Annotated in this window: 24 protein-coding genes and 1 pseudogene; 6 read left to right on the top strand and 19 right to left on the bottom strand. The window is 66.8% G+C overall.

All coding sequences use genetic code 11. The features are described from left to right. Positions 1-188: 188 nt before the first annotated feature. The 5 genes from E4487_RS05630 (at position 189) to E4487_RS05610 (ending at position 5,021) form a co-directional block, all read left to right on the top strand. On the top strand, positions 189-1,016 hold the full coding sequence (locus tag E4487_RS05630; RefSeq protein ID WP_175252882.1) for a TatD family hydrolase: 828 nt from the start codon (positions 189-191) through the stop codon (positions 1,014-1,016). Between the two features lie 84 nt (positions 1,017-1,100). After that, positions 1,101-2,570 (top strand): methyl-accepting chemotaxis protein, encoded by a 1,470-nt coding sequence (locus tag E4487_RS05625; protein ID WP_175252881.1) that lies wholly within the window; start codon positions 1,101-1,103, stop codon positions 2,568-2,570. A gap of 94 nt (positions 2,571-2,664) precedes the next feature. After that, entirely contained in the window at positions 2,665-2,865 is a 201-nt protein-coding gene (locus E4487_RS05620) for a hypothetical protein (protein WP_175252880.1), read from the top strand. Between the two features lie 123 nt (positions 2,866-2,988). Beyond that, positions 2,989-3,450 carry a hypothetical protein gene (locus tag E4487_RS05615; RefSeq protein ID WP_051800579.1) on the top strand — a complete coding sequence of 154 codons (462 nt, stop codon included), beginning with the start codon at positions 2,989-2,991 and terminating at the stop codon, positions 3,448-3,450. Further along, on the top strand, positions 3,447-5,021 hold the full coding sequence (locus E4487_RS05610) for a GGDEF domain-containing protein (RefSeq protein ID WP_175252879.1): 1,575 nt from the start codon (positions 3,447-3,449) through the stop codon (positions 5,019-5,021). Before E4487_RS05615 ends, E4487_RS05610 begins: the two co-directional genes overlap by 4 nt. A 6-nt stretch (positions 5,022-5,027) precedes the next feature. Here the strand turns inward: E4487_RS05610 and E4487_RS05605 are convergent, their stop codons facing one another. The 11 genes and pseudogenes from E4487_RS05605 to selD form a co-directional block, all read right to left on the bottom strand. Next, on the bottom strand, positions 5,028-5,825 hold the full coding sequence (locus E4487_RS05605; protein ID WP_134675903.1) for an acyl-CoA thioesterase II: 798 nt from the start codon (positions 5,823-5,825) through the stop codon (positions 5,028-5,030). 106 nt (positions 5,826-5,931) lie between these two features. Continuing rightward, on the bottom strand, positions 5,932-6,702 hold the full coding sequence (locus E4487_RS05600; RefSeq protein WP_175252878.1) for a CHAD domain-containing protein: 771 nt from the start codon (positions 6,700-6,702) through the stop codon (positions 5,932-5,934). A 59-nt stretch (positions 6,703-6,761) separates the two neighbouring features. Further along, the gene (locus tag E4487_RS05595) at positions 6,762-8,747 is read right to left on the bottom strand and encodes a DUF3488 and transglutaminase-like domain-containing protein (RefSeq protein WP_175252877.1); all 1,986 of its coding nucleotides are present in this window, start codon (positions 8,745-8,747) and stop codon (positions 6,762-6,764) included. Then, positions 8,744-9,697 (bottom strand): DUF58 domain-containing protein, encoded by a 954-nt coding sequence (locus E4487_RS05590; RefSeq protein ID WP_134675906.1) that lies wholly within the window; start codon positions 9,695-9,697, stop codon positions 8,744-8,746. Before E4487_RS05590 ends, E4487_RS05595 begins: the two co-directional genes overlap by 4 nt. Then, positions 9,697-10,614: a MoxR family ATPase gene (locus E4487_RS05585; RefSeq protein ID WP_047584461.1), complete on the bottom strand. Its 918-nt coding sequence runs from the start codon at positions 10,612-10,614 to the stop codon at positions 9,697-9,699. Before E4487_RS05585 ends, E4487_RS05590 begins: the two co-directional genes overlap by 1 nt. Positions 10,615-10,739: 125 nt before the next feature. After that, a complete protein-coding gene (locus E4487_RS24815; RefSeq protein ID WP_373921505.1) occupies positions 10,740-11,453 on the bottom strand; it encodes a methyl-accepting chemotaxis protein in 714 nt (237 codons plus the stop codon). A 141-nt stretch (positions 11,454-11,594) separates the two neighbouring features. Then, positions 11,595-11,825, bottom strand: a pseudogene (locus E4487_RS24810) (HAMP domain-containing protein); the annotation flags it as partial. A 1,005-nt stretch (positions 11,826-12,830) separates the two neighbouring features. Beyond that, positions 12,831-13,436: a flavin reductase family protein gene (locus E4487_RS05575; RefSeq protein ID WP_037052027.1), complete on the bottom strand. Its 606-nt coding sequence runs from the start codon at positions 13,434-13,436 to the stop codon at positions 12,831-12,833. Then, the gene (locus E4487_RS05570; RefSeq protein ID WP_037052024.1) at positions 13,436-13,714 is read right to left on the bottom strand and encodes a hypothetical protein; all 279 of its coding nucleotides are present in this window, start codon (positions 13,712-13,714) and stop codon (positions 13,436-13,438) included. The genes E4487_RS05575 and E4487_RS05570 overlap by 1 nt, the downstream gene beginning before the upstream one ends. 76 nt (positions 13,715-13,790) lie before the next feature. Further along, the gene (gene mnmH / locus E4487_RS05565; RefSeq protein WP_037052022.1) at positions 13,791-14,891 is read right to left on the bottom strand and encodes a tRNA 2-selenouridine(34) synthase MnmH; all 1,101 of its coding nucleotides are present in this window, start codon (positions 14,889-14,891) and stop codon (positions 13,791-13,793) included. Continuing rightward, positions 14,891-15,925 carry a selenide, water dikinase SelD gene (selD, locus tag E4487_RS05560; protein ID WP_047584465.1) on the bottom strand — a complete coding sequence of 345 codons (1,035 nt, stop codon included), beginning with the start codon at positions 15,923-15,925 and terminating at the stop codon, positions 14,891-14,893. The genes mnmH and selD overlap by 1 nt, the downstream gene beginning before the upstream one ends. 104 nt (positions 15,926-16,029) lie before the next feature. Between selD and E4487_RS05555 the strand changes: the two genes are divergently transcribed. Further along, on the top strand, positions 16,030-17,037 hold the full coding sequence (locus tag E4487_RS05555; RefSeq protein ID WP_047584466.1) for a patatin-like phospholipase family protein: 1,008 nt from the start codon (positions 16,030-16,032) through the stop codon (positions 17,035-17,037). A gap of 3 nt (positions 17,038-17,040) precedes the next feature. On the opposite strand, the gene E4487_RS05550 is transcribed toward E4487_RS05555, so the two are convergent. From E4487_RS05550 to E4487_RS05515, 8 genes are all read right to left on the bottom strand, one after another. Next, on the bottom strand, positions 17,041-18,126 hold the full coding sequence (locus tag E4487_RS05550; protein ID WP_175252876.1) for an AI-2E family transporter: 1,086 nt from the start codon (positions 18,124-18,126) through the stop codon (positions 17,041-17,043). A 77-nt stretch (positions 18,127-18,203) separates the two neighbouring features. Next, entirely contained in the window at positions 18,204-19,013 is an 810-nt protein-coding gene (locus E4487_RS05545) for a DUF4892 domain-containing protein (protein WP_175252875.1), read from the bottom strand. 140 nt (positions 19,014-19,153) lie between these two features. Beyond that, entirely contained in the window at positions 19,154-20,017 is an 864-nt protein-coding gene (locus tag E4487_RS05540; RefSeq protein WP_047584469.1) for an alpha/beta fold hydrolase, read from the bottom strand. Next, positions 20,014-20,817, bottom strand: coding sequence for an alpha/beta fold hydrolase (locus E4487_RS05535; RefSeq protein ID WP_150609469.1), 804 nt, complete (start codon positions 20,815-20,817; stop codon positions 20,014-20,016). The genes E4487_RS05540 and E4487_RS05535 overlap by 4 nt, the downstream gene beginning before the upstream one ends. A gap of 100 nt (positions 20,818-20,917) precedes the next feature. Then, the gene (locus E4487_RS05530) at positions 20,918-21,550 is read right to left on the bottom strand and encodes a LysE family translocator (protein WP_037052004.1); all 633 of its coding nucleotides are present in this window, start codon (positions 21,548-21,550) and stop codon (positions 20,918-20,920) included. Positions 21,551-21,594: 44 nt separating this feature from the next. Continuing rightward, the gene (locus E4487_RS05525; RefSeq protein WP_175252874.1) at positions 21,595-22,398 is read right to left on the bottom strand and encodes an AraC family transcriptional regulator; all 804 of its coding nucleotides are present in this window, start codon (positions 22,396-22,398) and stop codon (positions 21,595-21,597) included. 230 nt (positions 22,399-22,628) lie between these two features. Then, on the bottom strand, positions 22,629-23,072 hold the full coding sequence (locus E4487_RS05520; RefSeq protein WP_037051999.1) for a hotdog fold thioesterase: 444 nt from the start codon (positions 23,070-23,072) through the stop codon (positions 22,629-22,631). Positions 23,073-23,129: 57 nt separating this feature from the next. Continuing rightward, positions 23,130-24,797: an AMP-binding protein gene (locus E4487_RS05515; protein ID WP_175252873.1), complete on the bottom strand. Its 1,668-nt coding sequence runs from the start codon at positions 24,795-24,797 to the stop codon at positions 23,130-23,132. Positions 24,798-24,914: the final 117 nt, after the last annotated feature.

The raw sequence follows: 24,914 nt of genomic DNA, 5'->3' as shown, positions 1-24,914 counted from the left end.
GAAGCTGCCAAACAAGTTCCCTGGGCCGACACGGGGGCGCGGAGATTGGCACAGGCGAGCCCCGCCACGCCAGCCCATGCCCCTCCGCCGGTCCTGAAAACAACTACCAAGCCGTTGTTTTCAATCGACTTCCTGACGAACGGATGGCGTCTGCTATTCTGCCCCCCTCGCGCTAATCAGGTGGCACCATGCAACTCGTCGACATCGCCGTCAATCTCACCCACCCCAGCCTGGCCGCCCAGGCCGAGGCGCTGCTGGAGCGCGCCTATGCAGCCGGCGTCTGCCAGATGGTGCTGACCGGCACCAGTCTGAAGGAAAGCGAGGCCAGCCTGGCACTTTGCCGACAGCTGGACGCCAGCGGCCAGCGACTGTTCAGCACGGCCGGCATCCACCCGCACGATGCCAGCAGCTGGAGCACGACCAGCAGCACCGCCCTGAAAGCACTGCTGAACGAGCCCGAGGTCCGTGCCGTCGGCGAATGTGGCCTGGATTTCGACCGCGACTTTTCACCCCGACCCATCCAGGAGAAGGTCCTGGAAGAACACTTGGCGCTGGCGGTGGAACTGCAGATGCCGGTGTTCCTCCACGAGCGCGAAGCCAGCCAGCGCCTGCTGGAGATCCTGCGCGGCTATCGTGACCAGTTGCCCGCTGCGGTGATGCACTGCTTCACCGGCGAGCGCCGTGCCCTCTATGCCTATCTCGACCTCGACCTGCACATCGGCATCACCGGCTGGGTCTGCGACGAACGCCGTGGCACCCATCTGCATCCATTGCTCAAGGACATCCCCGCCGAGCGCCTGATGCTGGAGACCGATGCCCCCTTCCTGCTGCCACGCAGCCTGCGGCCCAAGCCCAGGAGCGGGCGCAACGAGCCGGCCTACCTCGGCGAGGTCCTGCGCGAAGTGGCACTGCATCGTGGCCAGAGCGAACAGCAGCTGGCGGCACAGTCGACGGCATGCGCACGGGCATTCTTCGCCATGCCGACCATACTGGAGAGTGGCAGCACGGACTCTTGATTGACGTCAAGACTCTGACCTTGCCCCAAGGCATACTACTGGCACATAGCCAATAGTGAACGCAGCGAAACGGATAACGACAGCATGGGCGCCTGGATCAGCGATCTTTCTCTCAAGTACAAATTCTGGGCGGTCAACGCCGTCGCATTCGTCATCAGCCTGATGCTGGTGCTGTTCGCCCTGCACACCGAGCAGGCGGCCCGCAGCCTCGATGCGCGCCAGGCAGCCAGCGCCCAGGCACGTCTGCTTCAGCAGTGGCCGCAGCAGGCGACACTGCCCAGCTCCGGCAATGTCCAGGTACTGCAAGGCGATGCCTCCCTGGCGAATGCCCAGGGTGCGGCCGATGCCAGCGGCTGGCAGGTACTGAAACACGACGCCTGGTTCGACAGCATGCCGGCGGTTGGCGCGCAGCGGGTTTCGCTCGCCGACGGACGCAACCTCGCCGTCGTGGCGCGGGCGCCGAGCCTATTCGACCTGTTCACCGAGCACGCGCTGTCCTATGCCCTGGCGGTGGCGGTGCTCATGTTGCTGTTGCTGGCGGCCTCGCAGTTGCTGATCCGCTTCCTGCTCAGCCACCTCAACACACTCAAGGACGTGATGCTGCAGGCAGAACGCAGCGGCGACCTGTCATTGCGCGTACCGCTGGACAGCCGCGACGAGGTCGGCCAGATGGCTGCCGCCTTCAACGCCATGCAGGCCGGCTACCAGCGCGTGGTCGGCACCGTCGGCCAGGTCGCCAGCGAACTCGACAGCGGCACGCGCAACATGGCCCAGCGCATGGGCGCGGTACGCCAGGGCATGCTCAGCCAGCAGAGCGAGACCGACCAGGCCGCCACGGCGATCAACGAGATGTCGGCGACCGTGCAGCACATCGCCGATCACGCCGGCACGACCCGTGACCAGTCGCTCAGCGCCGACCAGCTGGCACGCGCCGGCCAGCAGGTGGTCGAACGCGTGGAGCAGTCCATCGCCGCCCTCTCCCAGGGCGTACGCCAGAGCGCCGGCAGCATCGAGCGCCTGGCCGAGGACAGCCAGCACATCAGTCGCGTGGTCGGCGTCATTCATGGCATCGCCGAACAAACCAATCTGCTCGCCCTCAATGCGGCCATCGAGGCTGCCCGCGCTGGCGAAATGGGTCGCGGCTTCGCCGTGGTCGCCGACGAAGTGCGCAACCTGGCCAAGCGCGTGCAGGACTCCACCGACGAGATCACCCAGATGATCGGCAACCTGCAAGGAGGCACCCGTGACGCCGTGGAATTCATGCGCGAGAGCTCGGAGAACGCCAACCAGTGCGTGCAGCTGGCACAGGAAGCCGGAGAGTCGCTGGAAGCGATCACCGCCGCCGTGGCCCTGATGCGTGACAGCAACACGCAGATCGCCGTGGCAGCTGCGCAGCAGAGCCAGGTGGCCGAGGAAATGAGCCGCTCGGTCGTCGGCATCCGCGACGTCACCGAGCAGACCGTTGGCCAGACGCTGGAATCGGCAGCCACCAGTCAGCAACTGGCCACATTGGCGGCCCAGCTCAACCAGGCGATCCGCCAGCTCAAGCTGTAGGATCGCTGGAGGCTATGCCGGTCATAGCCAGAAACGATTCGTCGCCCGTGCCGGAGCGTTCATAGACTGGTTGCACCCCCCCGAGGAATGCAACATGAGCGCCCCCCTGCTTGACCCGTACAGCACCGCCCGCGCCATTCAACAATTGGCGGCGTGCCTGCTGCTGCTCGCCGTGGCCCTGCTGGTGACAGCCGCCTGCCAGCCCAGCGCGCTGGCCCTGGTCCTGGCCGGCATCGGCCTGCGCGCCGCCTTCGTCCTGCGTCGCCATGCCGGCGCGAGCCAGGCAACGCCCTGAATCCGCGCGCCTCCGTTCGTCGGGCCAATTCAAGCGGCTGGGCCAAACCACGATAGCATCGACAATATATTGACCGATGGCAGCCGCTTTTTTATGTCACGACATTTTATTGTCATGTATTGCGTGACGTTTTTCTGTCTGACCGCGGTCAAGGCGGAGCCCGTTCCCTACCCGCAGGACCGGACGGCGCTGCGCCTGTACCTGGCCGACGGCCGCCAGCAGAGTTTCACCCTGCACCAGTTGCAGCGTTTCCCGCAAAGCACGATCCGCCTGCGTGACGCCAGCGGCAAGGAGCAGCTGTGGATGGGCGTGTCCCTGCCGTGGCTGCTGCAATCCATGGATGAAGAAACGCACGACAGGCCGGTGTACACCCGCTCGCTCAATCACTACTCGGTGGTGATCCCGGCGGCCGATATCCAGCGCTACCAGCCGTTGATCGCCTACCAGCGCGACGGCCAGTTCCTCTCCATCCGCGACCTCGGGCCGCTGTACCTCATCTACCCGCTCGACGACTACCCCGAACTGCACCAACAGGTGTTCTACAACCGCTCCGTCTGGCAGCTCAGCGAGATTCACGTCGAATGAGTTCGATTGCAACGCCCCCCGTTTCGCCCTCCCGTCACCGCCTGAAACTGTCCGCCCTGATCACCCTGGTGCTGGCCATGGCACTGGTCACGCTCGGCTCGCTCTGGCTGGTGCAGGAGCAGGCACGCCAACTGGCCCTGCCGACGCTGCACAACGAGCTCTGGCAGGCGTACCAGATCGACAACGAGATGAACCACTTGCTCGACGCGGCGCACAGCCTGCGCAAGGGCGAGCTGGACAGCGACGATCTGGTGGTGCGCATCCAGGTGCTGCGCAGCCTGACCCAGTCACTGGAACGCCACCATCTGTTCGACTTCCTGCCCGAGTCGCAGTCGATCACCCAGGGCACGCTCGATCAGATCATCGGCCTGAGCCGCGACTGGGATGCACGCGCGCGCTGGGGTGACCCGCAGGGTGTCCGGCAACTGGCCGAAGAAATCCATCAACGCCTGCCGCAGCTGCTCAAGCCGATGCACGAGGTGATGGTGGCCAGCAAGATGTCCCTGGCCAACAAGATCGACGCCAAGCGCCAGCTCCTGCACCGCTGCTTCATCGGCCTGGGCTGGACACTGCTCGGTCTTCTGCTCGGCGGCGCCCTGCTGGTGTCGCGCCTGGTCAGCGACTACCGCAAGGCGCGCATGCTGTCGCACAACCTGGCCGAGCTGAACCAGCACCTGGAACAACGCGTCAGCGAACGCACCGCCGAGCTCAGCGAGGGCCAGGCGCTGCTGCGGCAGATCCTCGACGCCAGCCCCAGTGACGTGGCGCTGATCAGCGACGACGGCAAGCAGGTGCATTTCGTCAACCAGCGGCTGCGCCAGCGCCTGGAACTCGATGCCAGCAGCGACTTCTCGCTGAGTCGCCTGTTCAGCAACGCCCGCGAGGCCCTGCACTTCAGCGAGGCCTTGCAGGCCCGCCAGCGCCTGGACGGCTGGGAGACCCAGCTGGCCGGAGCCGAACCTTACTGGGGCGTGGTCTCGGGGCGCGTGCTGGAGTATCACGGCAGGCCTGCGCTGCTGATCTGGAGCTACGACATCAGCCTGCGCAAGCAGATGGAACAGGAACTGCTGGTACTGGCCACCACCGACGCGCTCACCGGCCTGAACAACCGCCACGCGTTCCTGCAGCGCGCCGGCGAGCTGTTCAAGAGCGCCGAACGCTTCGACCAGCCCTGTACCCTGCTGATGCTCGACATCGACCATTTCAAGGCGATCAACGACAACCACGGCCACCAGAGCGGCGACGAGGTCCTCGCCCGCCTGGGCGAGTTGCTGCGCCAGGTGCTGCGTGAAGTGGACATCATCGGCCGCCTCGGCGGCGAGGAGTTCGCCGCCCTGCTGACCCAGACCGACCGTTGCGACGCCCTGCAGGTGGCCGAACGTCTGCGCCTGAGTGCCGAGGCACTGGCGCTGAACGGCGCCGACGGCCAGCAACTGGGCATCACGCTGAGCGTCGGCCTGGCCGAGCGCCGCCCCGCGGAGCCTCTGGAAGGTGTGCTGGCGCGCGCCGACAGCGCGCTGTACCGGGCCAAGGCAGAGGGCCGTAACCGCACCGCCCAGGCCGTCGACTGAGGCCGCTCAGCCGAACACCGTCACCGTCTGCCGGCTCAGCGCCAGCAGGTCGCCCGCCGGGCTCCACATGGCTGCGGCGACATGCCCATAGCCATCGCGTGCATGCTCGATCTCGGCGCGGTACAGGCACCACTGCTCGGTCGTCAGCGCCTGCAAAGGCTGGACGAACTCGATCGTCCAGGTCAGCGAGCTACCGGGCGCCGGGCTGCTCAGGTGTGGCAGTACCGCTGGCGGCCAGGCGTCGACCAGCGCCAGCAGGTAGGCCTCGTCCAGCGGCTGGGCCGCCTGCTCGCCGCGCAGGCGCACCCAGCCGCCCATCTGCCGCGAAGGATTGTTGCTGAACGGCATACCGCCAATGCCCCAGCGCATGGCCAGGTAACGGGTGAATTCCGGCGTCACGCCCGGCACGTAAGGCAACTCCTGGCACTGCTCGACCGGCGTGATCTCCGGGGCTGCCAGCGCCGCCACGTCGACCGCGGAGGCACGCGACGCGCCAAAGCTGCCCTGCACCACCGTCACCACCTGGCCATCCTGGACCGCGCGCAGGAGCATCTGGCTGACGGCCTTGCCCTCGCGCAGCACTTCCGCCTGGAAGCTCACCGGCACGTGCGGTGCGACGGGACCGACGAAGGTGATCGCCAGCGAACGCACCGGGCGCCCTTGCGGGACCTTGGCACGCATGGCCTCGAACGCCAGGGCGGCGACCAGGCCACCGAAACTGGCACGCCCCTGACCCCATTCGGCCGGTATCACCACGGCATCGGGATCGCGGCGCACCGCGTCGAGCAATTGCAAAAGCGTCATACGGACCTCGCGCGTCATCAAGGGCGATGATCTTAGGGGATGGCGCAGCCTGGAAGATAGGCCGGCAAGATGCCGATTCGGTCATATTGCCGGCGAAAATGTCGCCTCATTCGCTCAGGGGAAAGTCGCCGAACAACGCGATCAGGGCCCCGTCCGCACGCTCCTCGGCAGCCAGCTGCCCCTGCAGCCAGGCCTCCCGGCAGGGATGCAGCGCCTCGATCACCTCGCTCTGCGCCAGCCACTGCAGGTGGTCGTGCCAGTCGCCCAGCGCGCTCTGGGCGCGCTTGAGCCGCGCCAGCGCCGCCCTGTCCAGGCCGCTCTGCAAGGGATAGGTCTCGCCCGCGTAGCGCACCCGCTTGATCAGCAGGCGCAGGCGATGGCGGTCGTGCGCAGGATCACGCAGGGCCTGCGCCAGCTGCGCCTGCTGACGCCGCAGGCGACGCTGGATGCGTTTGCTGACGCTACGCAGCTGGCCACGCCGTGCTGCCTCGCGCCAGGCAACCGGCCAGTTGTCGAGCAAGGCGATCAGTTCGGCCAGTTCACGACTGCTGGCCACTGCCGCAAAAGCCCTGGCATGCGCCTCCTGGTCAAAGGCGAGCAAGTCGGTCCGGCCCATGCGCTCGAGTTCGGCCATCAACACCTCGCGATCGCGCAAGGGACCGGTCAGCCGGCCCAGTACCGCGGCGGCCTGCTCCAGGGCATCCACCGTCGCCAGGCCGCGCATGGGGCGCAGCAGGCTGCGCAGCTGGCGCAAGGTGATGCGCAGGTCGTGCAACGCCTCCGCGTCGGTGAATCCGCCCAGGCGGGCCTGGCAGGCATAAAGCCGTACCTGCAAGGCCAGCACACGCTGCAGACTGCGCTCGATCAGATCGCTCATGCTCGCTACTCCTTGACGCTCAGGGTGACGACCAACAAACCCGTCGCGCCCGAAAAATCCTAATTCAGCCAGCGCCAGGGCAACGCCTGGCGCAACTTACCCAGCGCCTGACGCAGCGCGGCCGGCGCCACGGCCTGGCCGGCGTACTGCTGGCGCTCGAAACACGCGGCGAACGCCTGGATCTGCGCTGCCTGCGCCGGCAACTCCTGGCTGGCGCGCCGGGCGAAGGCACGCATGCCCTCGCCGGCCTGTCGATGCACGCCATGCCGCGCCAGAAGGCGTTCGAACCGTCGCAGCACCTGACGCAGAGGGTCACGCCGCTGCTGCCAGGGCTTGAGCAGCCACAGGGCCAGCAGGCCGAGCAGCGCCGCACCACCCCCGACCAGCGCCAGGGCGAGACGCTGCCAGTCGAGACTGCCGAACCAGCTCTGCAGCAGACTGAGCTGTTGCTCCCCCTGATAACCCAGCACCCAGCGCTGCCAACCGTAGTTGAGACGCTCCCAGCTCAGGCGCAACTGGTTGAGCCAGGCCAGTTCCCGGTAACGTAGCGGCGAGAAGGGCTGGTCGTCGAGAAAACCGTCCTCTTCGCTCAACGCCTCCTGCAGGCCCTGCTCGATGCGCTCGGGGGCGACCTGGAAGGTCGGGTCGACGCTGCGCCAACCGGTCCCGGGTTGCCAGTACTCGACCCAGGCATGGGCATCGAACTGGCGAACCTGGATGTAGTTGCCCGAGGGGTTTAGCTCGCCACCCTGGTAGCCGGTCACCACGCGCGCCGGGATGCCGGCGGCACGCAGGACGAAGGTCATGGCCCCGGCGTAGTGGGCACAGAAGCCACTGCGGGTGTCGAACAGGAATTCGTCGACGCTGTTCTGACCCAGCGTTTGCGGACGCAGGGTGTAGGCGAACGGCTCACGATTGAAATGCCGCAACAGCGCGTCCACCAGCGCATCGGCCTGCGGGTACTGGCGCTGCAGTTGGGCCGCCCAGGCGCGACTGCGCGGATCGCCCTGCGCCGGCAGCTGCAGGGCATGGCGCAGCGTCGACGGTTGCGCCTCGGCCTCGCGCAGGGCCTGCGGCCAGGAACGCACCTGGTAGAGCAGGCTGCGGTCCACGGGGCGACGGTTCTGCCAGCGGAAGTCGGTCATCATGCGCGTGCCATCCTGGGCGACCTCGCCGACATCGAGCGCAAACAGCCAGGGTTTGCCGCTGGGCTGCATGATGATGCTGTAGTCCAGCGGTTGCCCGGCCTTGCTCCACTGCGGCGCCCTGGGCAGCTGCGCCAGGCTCGATTGCGACCAGCGCCGACCATCGAATCGGTCCAGCGTCAGTGCCCGCCAGTACAGCTGGTTGCGGGGCGGCACGGCGCCCTCGAAACTGGCGCGAAACGCCAGCTCCGAGGAGCGGCTGAGTTCGGCGATATCGGCTGGTTCCATGCTGTCGGAGAGGCCGGTCCGGCCCTTGTCGCTAGGCATCGGCAAGGACCACAGCGGCCCCATGCGCGGAAAGAACACGAACAGCAGCAGCATCAGCGGCAACGCCTGCAGCAGCAGGCCGCCGGCAAGACGCAGGGTGGGCCAGGGCCGCTCGGCAAAGCCGCTCTGCTGCAGACCGACCAGGGCAGCCAGCAGCGCCGTGACCGGCAGCAGGCTGTAGAGCGCGGCGACGATGCCATCCTCGAACAGGTAGGCGGTGACCACGCAGAAGAAGCCAAGGAAGACCAGCACCAGCGCGTCACGCCGCGTGCGCATCTCCAGCAGCTTGAGGATGAAGGTGGCGATCAGCAGCACCACGGCGGCATCCAGCCCGACCAGGGTCCCCCGCGAGAACAGGATGCCGATCAGGACCAGCAGCACCAGGCCACCCTTGACCCAGCCACCGGGGTAGCGCGCACGCATGCGGAAGATCTGCACCCGCCAGCTCGCAGCGCCCAGCCACAGGGCGATCATCCACATGGGCAGATGCATCAGGTGCGGCACGATCACCAGCGCCTGCGCCACCAGCAACCAGGTCAGGGCAATGCGCGGAATGCCTGGCAGCCGGCTCATGGACGTTGCCCGAACAGCGCCAGGGCGCGCAGGCAGGCATCGCGATGCGCCTCGCCAACGTCCGCAGCGATCGACGTGCCCGGCAACTGCAGGCCGAAGGGCTGCTGTCGCGCGGAGAACTGCAGCACCCAGTGGCACAGCAGCGACAGGCGCATTTCGCTGTCGCCAGCCAGGCTCTCATAGTCGAGCCACAGGTCCCGCCCACTGAGCATGGCGAAGTCCTTGACCAGCAGCCCCTGGCCGCGCGAGTAGGCCTTCCAGTCCAGCCGCCGCTTGGAGTCGCCCGGCTGGTAGTCACGCAGCCCCTGGAAGTCATCGGCACCCTGGCCACGCGCCCGCATGCCTTCGTCGTCGTCCTCGCCGAGACCGGCGGACACGGGCAGATCGCCTTCCAGCGGGCGCGGATAGACCAGTACCGCCTGGTCCAGGTCGACCCAGCTCCACGCCACCAGCAAGCCCAGCGGGAAGCGGCTCTCGACCCGCAGGCGACCGGGCCGTAACCAGCCACGTCGCCGCGCCGGCAGGCTCACCTCCACCTCGCACTGGCCTTCACGCGGCACATCACGCAGCACCAGCTCGGCCGGTGGCCAGCCCAGGGCCACGGCCTGATGTTCACGCCCGCGACTCTCCAGGCGCACGCGAAAGACGGCCTGCTCACCCACGAATACCGCCCCGCCACCACCCGCCTTCAGCACCAGCCCGGCAAGATTGCGATAGGTGTGCAGGATGGCGACGACGAACACCGCCATCAGCAGGAACGTCAGGCCATACGCCAGGCTGTTCTGGTAGTTGATGGCGACCAGCAGCATCAGCACCAGGGCGACGGCGAAGGCCGCCCCGACCCGACTCGGCACGATGAAGATACGCCGCTGATTGAGGCGAACGCTGGCTGCAGGCGGGATGCGCCGGGCCAGCCAGCGTGCCCAGAGGGGCCTCAGCGCCGTGCGCATCAGAGCGCCGGAACTTCGCGCAGCAGCCACTGCACCAGGCTGCCGCCGCCATGGCCGGCCGGATCGGCGCGTTCGCGCAGGCGGTGACCGACCACGGCGGGCAACACCGCCTGCACGTCCTCGGGAATCACGTAATCACGCTCGGCGAGCAGCGCCCAGGCCCTGGCCGCGGCCAGCAGCGCCAGGCTGGCACGGGGCGACAGGCCCCAGGCGAACTGCGGCTGGCTGCGGGTGGCCTCCACCAGGCGCAGTACGTAGTCGATCAGGGCATCGCTGGCGCGAATCTTCGGCACCTCGGCCTGCAGGCGCGCCAGTTCGGCATGGTCGAGCACCGGCTCGAGCTTGGGCAGGATGTCGCGCCGCGCATCGCCAAGCAGCAGCGCACGCTCTGCCGCCTGGGCCGGATAGCCGAGCGACAGGCGCATGAGGAAACGGTCGAGCTGGGATTCGGGCAGCGCGAAGGTGCCGCCACTGCTGACCGGGTTCTGCGTGGCGATGACGAAGAACGGTTCAGGCAACGGCCGGGTCGCCCCCTCGATGGTGACCTGCCCTTCCTCCATGGCTTCGAGCAATGCGCTCTGGCTCTTCGGCGTGGCGCGGTTGATCTCGTCCGCCAGCACCAGTTCGGCGAAGATCGGCCCCTGGTGAAACACGAACTGCCCGGTATCCTTGTCGAACACGGAGGTACCGAGAATGTCGCCCGGCAACAGGTCGGAAGTGAACTGGATGCGCTGGAAACTCAGCCCCAGCACCCGTGCCAGGGCATGACTGAGGGTGGTCTTGCCCATGCCGGGCAGGTCCTCGATCAGCAGGTGACCACGCGCCAGCAGACAGGTCAGCGCCAGACGCACCTGCGCCTCTTTGCCCAGTACCACCTGATTGACCGAGTCGAGGCAGGCATCCAGTTTGGTTCGCATCGTTTGCTCCTTGTACGGACTGCCGATGCTACTGGGCCACTCGGCCGGGGCAAAGCGCCATGTAACCTTTGCTCACGAAACTGTGAATGGCCGTCCAAAGTGCGCCGCGGGCGAACAGCGCGGCCTCACAGGCGGAAGTGCCCTGCCATGCCCTGCAGTTCGCGCCCCAGTTCGGCCAGCTGAATGCTGGACGCCGCCGTCTCGTCCATCGCCGTGGCCGACTGATCGGCGATGTCGCGGATCGAGGTGACGCTGCGGTTGATCTCTTCGGCGACGGCCGTCTGCTGCTCGGCCGCCGCGGCGATCTGCTGGTTCATCTCGGAAATCAGCGTCACCGCCTCGGCAATGGCCACCAGGGCGACTTCGGTCTGGCTGGCGTCGTCGACGGTCTTCTCGACCAGGCCGGCGCTCTGCTCCATGTCTGCCACCGCACGCCGGCTGCCCTCGCGCAAGGCGGAGATCAGCGACTCGATTTCCGCCGTCGATTGCTGGGTACGCTTGGCCAGCGCCCGCACCTCGTCGGCGACCACCGCGAAGCCGCGGCCCTGCTCGCCCGCACGGGCCGCCTCGATGGCGGCATTGAGGGCAAGCAGGTTGGTCTGCTCCGCGACGCTCTTGATCACCTCCAGCACGGCGTCGATACGCTGAGTATCCTGGCTCAGGCGCTGGATGCTGGCGGTCGTGGTGTCCATCGCCCGGGCCAGCTGTTCGATGCGCTGCAGGGTCTGGCGAACCACCTGGCTGCCATTGCCCACGCGCTGGTCGGCCTGCTCTGTCGAAGCGGCTGCCGCCTCGGCGTTGCGCGCCACTTCGTGCACGGTGGCGGTCATCTCGCTCATGGCCGTGGCCACCTGATCGGTCTCCAGTTTCTGCCCGTTGACGCCCTGGCGGGTCTGCTCGGCGGTCGCCGAGAGCGACTGAGCCGAGTTGGAAATCTGCGCCACGCCACCCTGCAGGCGGCCGACCATGTCGCGCAGGTTGCCGGCCATGCGCTGCATGGCAGCGAGCAACTGTCCGATCTCATCGCGGCGGTCCTGTTCGAGGTGCACGCTCAGGTCACCGCCGGCGACCGACTCGGCCAGCGCAATGACGCGCTTGAGCGGCCTGACGATGACCAGGCTGATGATGATCGCCGCCGCAAGGCCGAAGAGCAGCGCCAGCGCCGCAGCCACCACGATCAGGCCGCTGCTGGCCTTGCGCTCCGCCTGCATGGCCTGCTGCTGCGCCTGCAGTGCCTGATCGACACGCTGCAGCAACAGTTCGACCTGGGCGACGAGCTGGGCGTAGACCGCCTTCTGCTGCTGCAACTGGCTGGCGTACTCCTGCAGGCGTTCGTTGAACGAGTCGACGTTGACCACCACCTCACCGAGCACGGCGGAATAGCCGGGGTCGTCCAGCGCATCGCGCAGCTCTGCCGCCAGGGCCTGCGCCTCGCCCGCCTGGGCGATCTCCGCCTGTTCGGTGGTGTCCGCACGGCGGCTGGCCTCCAGGCGCTGGCGCGCCTGATCCAGCGCCTGCAACAGCAACTGGTGGATCTTGCCGACCTGCCCCGCCTGCAGCACCGAGTCGCCGCCCCGCTCGCCCTGGGAGCTTTTCAGCAGGTCGACGCCATCCTCGGACAGCCCCTCCTGCAGCAGGTCCAGGCTGTTGGCCGCAGCGACCACCAGCCAGTCGGCAGCCTGCAAGGACAGCTGCATGTTGTCGGTCAGTTCGACATAGCGCGCGAAGGCAGTGCGGTAGTCGGCCAGGGCCGGCTCGACCTGCGCCAGGATCGCCGCGCTGTCGCTGTCCAGCTCGCCCTGCAGCGCCTGGCTGGCCTGGAGGATGGCATCGGCCTGCTCGTTGAGCCGTTCTGCATGCTGACTGTCGCCGGCCAGGGCGAAGGCCTGCTCGCTCTGGCGCATGCGCAGCACCTGTTCACCTAGAGCGCTCATGCGCTGCTGCAGTTCGGCGCCGGCGCTGACTTCGCGCAACGCCAGCAGGCCGGTGGCGGCCACCAGCGCGGTCAACAGCAGCACCAGGGCGAAGCCCAGCATCAGTTTGCTGGCCGTACTCAAGCTGGCCAGCCGCTTGGTCAATGAGCTACCCATGACATCCCCCTGCCTACTGCAGCCAGCCCAGAATCCTGAAACATAGGAGCAGCGCCCTGCTGGCGACAAGCCAGCAGGCGGCAGGATGGCCGGAACAGTTAACTGGAGGTCGTTTTCAGAACGAATTCAAGGGCGTTGCATGTTGAAGACATCGCGCGTGCGGCAATAGGCGCTGCCGCCCAGGCGACCGACCAGATCAAGCTGCAGCGGGTCGAGACGGCCCTGCTCGGTCAGCAGCGCGTCGTCGATATGGGCCAGCAGCACTTCGGCGAAGATCAGGTGACTGTTGGGCTGCTGCGCGGGGTACGGCTGGATCTGCGCGACGCGGCACTCGAAGGTCACCGGGGCGCCGACGACACGGGGCACGTCGATGCGCTCGCAGGGCACGCTGGCGATGGCGCAATGCTCGAACTCGCTGACCTCGTGGGGCAACACCGCAGCGCTGGCATTCATCGCTTCGGCCTGCGCGAAGCTCACCAGCTGAATCGCCAGTTCGCCACTGGCCTGGGCGTTGCGCAGCGTGTCCTTGAGACTGCCGTCGTCACGGGTATTGACGTTGACCAGCAGCGTGGGTGGATTGTCGCTGATCACCTGGAAGAAACTGAACGGTGCCAGGTTGGCGACGCCCTCGGGCGAACGACTCGACACCCAGGCGATGGGGCGCGGCGTGACGCTGGACGCCAGCCAGCGATAGGCATCCAGAGGGCTCAGGGCAGAGAAGTCGAGCTGCATCAGCGCCCCGCTCGCGATTCGCGGATGTAGAAGCGCGCGCGCTCGGCCTTGCTGGTACAGCCTTCGTAGGCCTCGAACTGCTGCTGGGTCTTGGCGGCCGTCAGCAGCGACAACGCCTTGGAATAGCTCACGGTGCCGGCGAAGCCTTCGGCCTCGGCGATGCTCAGCTCCTTCCAGGCGGCATCCAGCTGGTTGGCGCAGGTATCGCGGTAAACCGTCTTGCCGGCACAGCCGGTCAACGCTACCGCGAGCAGCGGCAAACAGATCCAGTGTTTCATCAACCACACTCCTCGAACGGACATGACTACGGATTGGCCCAGTCTATGACGCTAAGGCCGGGCGAAAGTGCCCGGTTCAGCGTTCGCTGCGACTGCGCAGGTACTCCACCACCGCCTGCTGCTCGCCCGCGAACTCGATGCGCCCGGACTTGCTTTCACGTTGGAACACATACATAGGATCGTAGTACTCAACCAGCAAAGCTTCGATCCAACCGCGATGGCTGTCGACCACGCCATCGTTCTGCTGCTCGTGCAGCGCCTGCTCCATGATCGCCGCCAGGCGCTGATAACGCTCGCCGCCCAGGCGCCGGGTGATATTGGCCAGGCTCTCGCGCAGCCGCGCGGCGAATGCGGGGAATCCCTCCTCCGCCCCCTGCACCGCGACAAACTCGGCGCACAGTTCGACCACGTAGGCCTGCAGGATGCGCTCGATGCGGTTCTCCAGGCTGTCTTCCAGCCACACCAGCGGGTAGTTCTGCATGGCCTGGTGCAGCGACAGCGGCAAGGAGCAACGACCGATCAGGCGTGCCTCGTCCTCCAGCACGAACTGGCGCTGGCCAGTCGCCTGGCGCTTGAGCAGATCGATGGCCAGGGCGTTCTCGAAGTCGATCTGCGCCGGCTGGCCACTGGCACGCTTGCCGAAGCTGGAGCCGCGGTGATTGGCATGCGCCTCCAGGTCGAGGCTGTTGCCCAGCTGGCTGATCACCTCGGTCTTGCCGGTACCGGTCATGCCGCCCACGAGGACGAAATCGCACTCCTCCACGGCCTGTTCGGTGATGTGCAGGAGGTAGTTGCGCATCGCCTTGTAACCGCCGACCACGCGCGGATAGTCGATGCCGGCCTCGCTCTTCAGCCATTGCTGGACGATCTGCGAACGCAGGCCGCCGCGAAAGCAGTACAGGTAACCTTCGGGGTTGGCCTTGGCGAAGCGGGCCCAGGCCTCGATGCGTTCGTCCTTGCTGCGCCCGCTGACCAGCTGGTGACCCAGCTCGATGGCGGCCTCCTGGCCATGCTGCTTGTAGCAGGTGCCGACCTTCTGCCGCTCCACATCGTTCATCAGCGGCAGGTTGATCACGCCCGGGAAGGCGCCCTTGTGAAACTCGACCGGCGCACGGGCATCCATCATCGGCCGGTCGTGCAGGAAGATGTCGCGGTAATCGGTGCAGTTGTCACGCATTACAGCACCTCGACCGCGTAACGCTGTCGCTCGACCATCTCGCCGATCGGCGCCAGGTCCAGCCCCAGTTCGGCGGCGACCGCCAGGAACTGCGCCTCGCCCTCCGGCGCCACGGCCACCAGCAGCCCGCCGCTGGTCTGCGGATCGCACAGCAGCAGCTTGCTCAGCTCGGGCAGCGGCGCGATCCGCTCGCCGTAGCTGTCGAAGTTGCGCAGGGTGCCGCCCGGCACGCAACCTTCCTGCAGGTAGTATTCCGCGCTCTCCAGGCGCGGCACGCGGGCGAACTCGATGCGCGCACTGAGGTGGCTGCCGTCCGCCATCTCCACCAGGTGGCCGAGCAGACCGAAGCCAGTGACATCGGTCATCGCCCGCACGCCTTCCAGCTTGCCGAAACGGCTGCCAGGCTTGTTCAGCGTGCACATCCAGTCCCGCGCCAGGCCAATGTCGGCGTCGCGCAGCTTGGCCTTCTTCTCGGCCGTGGTGAGGATACCGATGCCCAGTGGCTTGGTGAGGTACAGCTTGCAGCCGACCGTCGCGGTGTCATTGCGCTTCATGTTGCCCTTGCTCACCAGCCCGGTGACGGCGAGGCCGAAGATCGGCTCGGGGGCATCGATGGAATGGCCGCCGGCCAGTGCGATACCGGCTTCGTCGCAGACCGCGCGGCCGCCACGGATCACCTCGCGGGCGACTTCGGGCGCCAGCACGTTGACCGGCCAGCCGAGGATGGCGATCGCCATCAGCGGGTCCCCGCCCATGGCGTAGATGTCGCTGATGGCGTTGGTCGCGGCGATACGGCCGAAGTCGAACGGATCATCGACGATCGGCATGAAGAAGTCGGTGGTCGACACCACTCCGCGCTCCTCATCGATGGCATACACCGCGGCATCGTCGCGCGATGCATTGCCCACCCACAGCTTGGGGTCGAGATTCTGTGCGCCACTGCCGGCAAGAATCACCTCGAGCACCTTGGGCGCGATCTTGCAGCCGCAACCGGCACCGTGGCTGTACTGGGTCAAACGAATGGGTTCGCTCATGCTTCTCTCTCACTGCGACGACTGGCGACGGATTCTAGCAAAGACCGCCTTGGCGCAGCGTCATCGCGCGAGTAAGGTCGTGGCCTGGACGGGGGATTTTTCACATGAGCAAGAAAGTGGCGCTGGTACTGGGCTCGGGGGGAGCGCGTGGCTATGCGCACATTGGCGTGATCGAGGAGCTGCAGGCACGCGGTTACGAAATCGGCTGCATCGCGGGCTGTTCGATGGGCGCAGTGGTCGGCGGCATCTTCGCCGCCGGCAAGTTGCGCGAATACCGCGAGTGGACGGAGAGCCTGGACTACCTGGACGTGCTGCGCCTGCTCGACGTCAGCTTCCGCCTCGGTGCGATACGCGGCGAACGGGTGTTCGGACGCATCCAGGAGATCGTCGGCGAGGTGGACATCGAGAACCTCGATATCCCCTTCACCGCCGTCGCCACCGACCTGACCAACCAGCAGGAAATCTGGTTCCAGGAAGGCTGCCTGCACCAGGCCATGCGCGCCTCGGCGGCGATTCCCAGCCTGTTCACCCCGGTGGTCCAGGGCAAGCGCATGCTGGTCGACGGCGGCCTGCTCAACCCGCTGCCGATCGTGCCGGTGGTCTCCAGCCACTGCGACCTGATCATCGCGGTCAACCTCAACGCCACCAACCATACCCATTATCAGCTGCCGGTGATCGAACGGCCGGCCGCCCTCAAGGGGCGCATCGACCAGATGATGAGCAGCCTGGGTTCGCGCCTGCCCAGCTTCCGGCGCAAGAGCGAGGATGAAGTCCTGCTGCTGGCCGAGGGGCAGCAGCAGGCCGATGACATCAGCCCGGCCGCGGCCCCGAGTCATGACGATGACGAAGCGGCGCCGAAATCCGCCAGCGGTTCGCACGTGGCGGAGTTCAGCGGGCCCGCCTCGCTGCTGGAGCTGGTCAACCAGAGCTTCGAGGTGATGCAGACCTCGCTGGCGCAGTACAAGATCGCCGGTTACCCGCCGGACATCCTGATCAACGTGCCCAAGCGCGTGTGCCGCTTCTTCGAGTTCTACAAGGCGCCGGAGCTGATCATGCTCGGCCGGCAGATCGCGCGCGACACCCTGGACAAGTACGAAAGCGAGCGCGGCTGACGATCAACCGCGCGTCTCCTCGTCCGCCAGCGGCTTGTCCACCAGGTTCTCGGCAGGCGGCGCCCGGTCCGCCACCCAGTCGCTGAGCAGGCTGTAGGCCACGGCCAGCAGGGTCGGGCCGAGGAACAGCCCCATGAAGCCGAAGGCGAGAATGCCGCCGAACACCCCGAGCAGCACCACCACCAGCGGCAGGTTGCCGCCGCGGCTGATCAGGTAGGGCTTGAGAATGTTGTCCACGCCGCTGATGACGAAGAAGCCCCAGACCCCGAGGAAGATCGCCATACCGATCTCCCCCTGCCAGACCAGCCAGGCCACCGCCGCCCCCCAGATCAGCGGCGGGATCATGATGAAACTGAAGGCGAAGGTGAGCAGCCCCAGCACCAGCGCACCCGGCACCCCGGCGATGACGAAACCGATATAGGCCAGCACCGCCTGCGCCGCCGCCGTGCCGATCACCCCGTTGACCACCCGCTGCACCGTGCCGGCGACCAGCTCCAGGTAGTGATCGGCGCGGTCACCGATCAGGCGTTCCAGCAGGCTGTGCACGAACACGGCCAGGCGCGGGCCGTCACGGTAGAAGAAGAACACCAGCACCAGGCTCAGCGCCAGCTCGACCATGCCGCCGCCGATCTTCGCACTGCGCGCCACCAGCCAGTTGCCCACCTGGCCCAGGTAGGGTCGCACGGTGTCGAAGAACGCCGCGCCCTGCTGGTCGATGGTGTGCCACATCTCCACCAGGCGCCCGCCCACCAGCGGTATCGCTTGCAGCCAGCTCGGCGGTGGCGGCAGGCCTTCGACCTGCAGGTCCTTGACCAGTGCATTGGCGTCCTTGATGTGATCGGCAAGGTTGAACCCCAGCCAGACCAGCGGCACCGCCACCAGCACCACCCAGACCCCGGTGAGAATCCCGGCGGCCAGCGACATGCGGCCGTTCAGCAGTTGCGTCAGCAGACGCATCAGCGGCCAACTGGCGAACGCCAGCACCGCCGCCCAGAACAGCGCCGACCAGAATGGCGCCAGCACCCACAGGCTGGCCGCCAGCAAACCGAGCAGCAGAATCTGCACCAGCAGACGATCATTAGTGGCCATCAATCGAAACTCCATTCGACGAAACGACAAAGCGCCCGAGATGGGCGCTCTGCAAACTTCCCCCGGTACGCCTCTGCTTAACGCAGCAGCCGCACATTCAGCGCATCGCCTTCGCCCTCGCCCAGTTCGAGCCGGGCCTCGCGCACACGCTGCGCCATCAACGCTTCGCGCCAGGCCGGCGCCTGGCCGCCGGACAGGCTGACGCGCAGGGTGCTGTCCAGATTCAGGCTGCGCGCCAGCACCTCGACCCAGGCGCTGTCGGCCTTGGCATCCACCGGCAACTGCAGTTGCCCGTCGCTGCGCAGTTGCCGCAACAGGGTCGCAGGCGTCGGCAGCAAAGTACCCAGCGGCGCATCGGCATCCAGCTGCTCGGCATGCAGGTAGGCCCGACGGTTACCGCGGGTGATGCTGTACAGCGCCAGCAGGCTTTCGTGATTCGGCTCGGCCAGGCGCAACAGGGCATAGGCCTGCTGGTCATCCGAGCCGTACAGGGTGGAATTGCCGAACACCGCATTGGCCCACAGGCTGCTGGAGCCACACTCACGCCCCTGGCACCAGTACAGCAGCTCGGCGCCCTGCTTCAGCAGGGCCTCGCGCGATGCGCTGAAGACCTGGTCGGCGCTGTGGGTGCCCGGCAGCTCGTAGGTCACGGCCTGATGCCGGCCCTGCGCCAGGATTTCGCGCTCGTAGCGCAGGCGTCCGCTGATGCGCCGGACCGAGCCCTGCGGATAGATGCGCTCGGCCGCGGGCTCCTGCGCGAAGGCCACGATGTGGCTTGCAGGAAAGCGCGGCAACGCCTCGAGGTCACGGCTACCGGGCACATCGGCAGCGGCGGCGAGCAGCGCGCCGCTGAAGACACTGGCAAACAGCGCAGAGAACAGCTTCATGCCTCCCCTCATCGAGTGAACATCCTCTGAGGGGAAACGGTAGACGGTCTTGCTGAACAATGAGTGGCGACTTCGAAAGAGTCGATCATGCGATCCTCCATGGCAGACCGCCACACCTTTCCCCAGGAGCCGCCGGCAAGTCAAGGCACGCGCAGGAATGGATTGAAACAATCCGCTACGAGTTGCGCCCCCCGCTCGTCGTCGAGGTGCAGGTGGTGACCGCCCGGCAGCGTGTGCACCTCGAACGGCAGGTCCTGAAGCAAGGCCCTGACCGCAGGTTGCGCGCCCATCATGCCCTGCTCCGCCAGCACCAGGCTGACCGGGCATTGCAGCGCGCGGACGAAGGCCTGCGCATGCGCCCAGCTCAGGCGCAATGGCGAAGGCAGGGTCAGGCGACTGTCGGTGCGCCAGGTGTAGCCACCCGGCACCGGCATCAGGCCACGCTGGGCCAGCAGCTCGGCGGCCTCACGGCTGACCGCGCCGACACCCTTCATGCGCGCCTCCACGGCACGCGAGACCTCGGCATACACCGGCTTGCGCTTGTCACTGAGCTGTTGCCGGGCACGTAGCGCCTCGCCGAGCTTCTCCGGGGCCTGTTCGGCCTCGCCGGTATAGGGCACCAGGCCATCGATCAGCGCCAGGCGCGCGACCCGCTCCGGCAGGGCTGCCGCCAGCAGCACGGCGGTAATCGCGCCCATGGAATGGCCGAGAATGGAGAAGCGCGACCAGCCGAACTGTTCGGCCACCTGCAGCACATCGAAGGCGTAGTCCCACAGGGCGTAGCCGGCACCTGCCGCACGGTGCTCGGAATGGCCATGCCCGGCAAAGTCCAGGGCGACGATGCGCAATCCTTCGAGCCTGGGCGCCAGGCGCGCGAAGCTCGCCGCGTTGTCCAGCCAGCCATGCAGGGCCAGCACCGGCACGCCATCCTCGGGGCCATACAGGTGCGCCGCCAGTTCGATGTGCGGCAGGCTCAGGCGTACTTCTTCGAAACCGCTGTTCATGCTCTCTCCTCCTGGCCGCCGGCCCAGCGCAGGAACAACTCGCGCAACAGCTCGGCAGTCGCCTGTGGCCGCTCCAGAGGGAACATGTGCCCTCCGGGCAGGCTGTGATATTCGGCCCGCGGCATGCTGCGCAGCAGGCGTGCGTGGTGCGGCAGGACCACACGGCTATGGCGGCCGCGCACCATGGCCAGCGGCACCGCCAGCTGCTGCGGTCGCCCGGGCGAGGTGTGCGGCACGCTGCGATAGATGCTGATCTCGGTGGCCGGGTCAAAACGCAGGCGCAGGCCCTGCTCGTCAGCCTGCAAGCCGTGGCTGACATAGGCATCGAGGCATTCGGGATCGAAACGGCGGAACAGACTCTTGCCGGCGAAGTAGTCACGCGCCTCGTCCGAGTCGGCGAATGCTTCACGCCGCCCCAGGGTACGCCCAGCGGGCGTGATGCGGTCGATGAAGCCGAAGCGCTTGGCCGCACGGATCACCATGCGATCGGCCAGCGTCAGCACCGGCGAGTCGAGCATCACCACGCCGCGATACAGCTCCGGACGGAGCAAGGCGGCGTGATAGTGCAGCACCCCGCCCAGCGAGTGGCCCACGCCCCAGACCGGCTCGTCACTGCACTGCAGGTGATGGATCAGCTCGTCGACCAGGTTGGACCAGTTGTCATTCACCGGGAAACGCGGGTCGTGGCCGTGCTGCTGCAGGTGCCGAATCTGGAAGTCCGGCGCCAGGGCTGCGAACAGCTTGCCGTAGGTCGCGGACGGAAAGCCGTTGGCGTGAGCGAAGAAAAGCGGCTGCGGCATGCATGAAACCCGAGGAAGTCAGTACCAGCGCGATTCTCCGGCAGCCCGCCAGGTACGACAATGACCGTAACCGCCATTGATGGCGGCGCAATGGTCAGGACTATAACAACAGGCGGCCGACGATACTCGCCGCCACCAGCAGGAACACCAGGCCGCAGACGAAATCGATGGTCGGCGCCACCTGCAGCAGGCGCTGGCGCATCAGCGGCCGGCTCAGGGTCATGCCGAGCAGACTGAACCAGAACAGGCTGAGGCCGAACAGCAGCGCCGCGCAGGCCATCTTGCCGGGCAAGGACATGTCCGCGGGCACCAGGCTGGTGAGCAGCGCGAGGAAGAACACCAGCGCCTTCGGGTTGCCCAGGTTGGTGAACACGCCCCGCAGCCAGGGACCGAACACCGAGGGCGCCAGTTCGCCGTCCAGGCGCCGATTGCCCGGGGCCCCGCGCCACCAGGCCTGCACCGCACCGACACCCAGCCAGGCCAGGTACAGCGCCCCGCCGACCTGCAGCAGGTCGAACAGCCACTGCGTGCGACTGAGCAGCAGCGCCACGCCGCTGAGCACCAGGGTGCCGTGCAGGAGAATCCCGCAGGCCAGGCCCAGCGCGCTGAGCAACCCGGCACGCTGCCCCTGGTGCAGCGCCGTACGCACGACCAGCGCCACATCGGGGCCGGGACTGATGAGCGCTACCGCGAACACGGCAGCCAGCGACAGCAAGACGGACGTCTCCTGCATGGTGAACTCCACGAGATTGAAGAGATGAATCGGGGCGGCTGGGCTCAGCGCTGACGCAGTCGCGCGGGTGGCAAGCCGTAGGTACGACGGAACAACCGCGAGAAATGCGCCTGGTCGTAAAAGCCCAGGCGCAGGGCGATGTCGCTGAGCGACTCGCCCGCCAGCACCAGCGGCAAGGCCCGCTGCAGACGCAACTGCGTCAGCCACTGATGCGGAGGCAGGCCGGTGTGCTGGCGAAAACGCCGCAGCGCCTGCCAGGGGCTCATCGTGCAGAACGAGGCGATTTCCTCCAGCGAAGGCGGATCGTCCAGGCGACTCTCCAGCCATTCGCGCAGCTGCTGCCAGGTACGGCTGTCGAATACCCGGTCGGGCTCGCTGACACGCAGGGTCGAGCCCATGTCCAGCAGATGGGCCAGCGCTTGCCAGAGTGCACTTTCCTGCGCCAGCGTCGAACCGTTGAGCATGGCCTCATGAAAACGTTGCAGATGCTGCGACAGCAGCGGATGACGCAGGCTGGTGGTGGTCAGCCTGGGCGCACCCTGGCGCCCATCGCTGAGGGTCCGGCTGGCCTCGTCGAGCCAGTGCGGGTCGAAGGCCATCACGCGGATGCGATAGCTCTCTCCCTCCAGACACGCTCCATCGTGGATCCCCTCCGGCGCCATCAGCAGCACATCCCCTGCCCCGACCTGGCGCCGCTCGCCGCGATAGGCATAGCGATGCTGCCCCTGGATCAACAGGCCAACGTGGTACTCCAGGTGGAAGTGCCGGGGGAAGGCAAAGCGGCGGTACTCGGCGTCGATCAGGCGAACGCCGGGCAAACTGCTCTGGATGTGAGTGATCTGGTCCATGGCGCCTACTCTAGCGCCATGGGCCGGGTAAATCTTGGATGAAATTGCAGCCTCGGCACCCGCTCAAGGGCGCCGGTGCCAGGCTGGCAAAGCCTGCTCACGATCTGGTGAGCTGCAGGTGAACGACGGCGAAATCACCCGAAGAGGCGCGGTTCAGCTGCTGCAGATGCGCATCTTGAGGGGGATTTCAACACCGCTTGGCCAACGCGCAGCAGATCGTCGACAGGCGATCAGGCCTTCGGCGGCTGCTCACCCAGGGGCACGATGGCCATGGTCAGGCGCGAGATGCAGCTGGGCTTGCCATCGTCACCGCTCAGGCGGATATCCCAGACGTGCGTGGTGCGCCCCAGGTGCACCGGACGGGCCACGGCATGCACCCGGCCACTGCGCAGACCGCGCAGGTGGTTGGCGTTGACCTCCAGCCCGACGCAGTAGAAACGCCGGTTGTCGATGCACAGGTAACTGGCGGTGGAACCCAGGGTTTCCGCCAGCACCACCGATGCCCCGCCATGCAACAGGCCGTAGGGCTGATGGGTGCGCGCGTCGATCACCATGCTGGCGCTGATGGAGGCGTCGTCGAACGACTCGAAGCGAATGTCCAGCACTTCACCGACGGTGTTCTTCAGGGTCGCGTTGAGTTCATCGAGATCGGGAGTTCGTTGCCACAGGCCCATGCTGGTAGTACCTCACGTCCACTGGAGACCGGGCCGGCACGAACCGGCCCACCCTGTTCAGTCGTGCCAGAGCACCGCTTCGCTGCGCTCCTGCCACTCGGCGAAACGCTCGCCGTAGGTGCCCTCGATCACCGCCCGCTTGATCTTCAGGGTCGGAGTGAGGAAGCCGTTCTCCACCGCCCAGACCTCCTTGACCAGGACCAGCCCCTGCAAGCGCTCATGCTGATCGAGACGACCGTTGACCTCGCTCAGCAGGGCCTTGAGGCTGCTCTCCAGATCGCTGCGGCTGTCATTGGCCGCCTCCTGCCGCCCCATCTCGGAGAGCACGCACAGGGCGATGGGCTGCGGCAGCCCGTCGCCGACCACGCAGACCTGCTCGATGCGCGAATGTTCGCCGATGCGGTTCTCGATCGGCGCGGGCGCCACGTACTTGCCCTTGCTGGTCTTGAAGATTTCCTTGATCCGCCCGGTCAGGCGCAGGTTGCCCTCGGCGTCCTGCTCGCCCTTGTCACCGGTGCGCAGGAAGCCGTCGTCGGTCAGCGCTTCGGCGGTCTTGATCGGGTCCTTGTAGTAGCCCTGCATCGTGGCGCCACTGCGCACCTGCACCTCGCCGTCCTCGGCGATGCGCACCTCGACGCCCGGGTTGTTCTGGCCGATCCAGCCCTGCTTGAAACTGCCGGGCCGGCATACATGCGAGTAGCCGCAGTTCTCGGTCATGCCGTAGACCTCCTGGATCTCCATGCCCAGGCGGCGATACCAGTTGAGCAGCGCCTCGGGGACGGGCGCCGCACCGGACAACGCGTAGCGGATGGCATCGAGCCCCAGCCCGGCGAGCACCTTGCGCCCGACCAGCCGGCCGATGATCGGCAGCCTCAGCAGACGGTCGAGCTTGTGTGCGGGCATCTTGCCGTACACGCCCATCTGGAACTTGGTCCAGATCCGCGGCACGCCGAACATCACCGTCGGCCGTGCGCGCTTGAGGTCTTCGAGGAAGGTGTCCAGGCTCTCGGCGAAGAAGATCGTCTGCCCGGCATAAAGAGACGCCAGCTCGACGAACATGCGCTCGGCAACGTGACACAGCGGCAGATAGGAGATCAGGCGATCGTCCTCGCCCACGCCGAACAGTGCGGTGGCGTGGCCGGCAGCGAAGCCGAAGTTGGAGAAATTGTGCATCACCCCCTTGGGCATGCCCGTGGTGCCGGAGGTGTAGATGATGGTGGCCATCTGATTGGCCGCCGGCTTGGGGTCGTCCTGGATCGGCGTGCTGCGCTGCAGGTCGTCCCAGCTGTAGTCGAAGTCGCCCGGCGCATGCAGTGGCAGGCTGATGGTCGGCAGGCCCTGCGGCACGCCCGGTGCCATCGCCGTCCAGTCATCGAGCTTGCCGACGAAGGCCAGCGCCGCTTCGGAGTGCTCCAGCACCTGTCGCATCGACTCGGCGGTGAGGTTGGGATACAGCGGCACGGAGACATGGCCGGCCATCCAGATCGCCAGATCGCTGATGATCCAGTGCGCGCAGTTCTTGGAGATGATGGCGATGCGGCTGCCCTGCGGCAGTTCCCGGCTGCGCAGCCAGCTGGCGGCCCGCCGCGCCTGGTCGCCGACATCGGCCCAGCTCAGTTCCAGCAGCTGACCGCCACCCAGCGGCTGCACCATGTAGCGTTTGTTCGGGTGCCTTGCTTCACGTTCGTAGAACAGCTCGAGCGGCAAACGGATTGCATCAGCCACAGGGCTTCCTCCTTGTTGTTTTTGTAGGAATCGACCAAGCACTTGCTTGGTCGACTATTCCACGCAGACACAGGAGGTGCAAGTTAAGAAATGTTTCTCGACAGGACACATCTCGCC

Source organism: Pseudomonas sp. BMW13 (assembly GCF_013357275.1).
GTDB classification, from domain to species: Bacteria; Pseudomonadota; Gammaproteobacteria; order Pseudomonadales; family Pseudomonadaceae; genus Aquipseudomonas; species Aquipseudomonas khazarica.
This window is presented reverse-complemented; position numbering and strand designations above follow the sequence as displayed.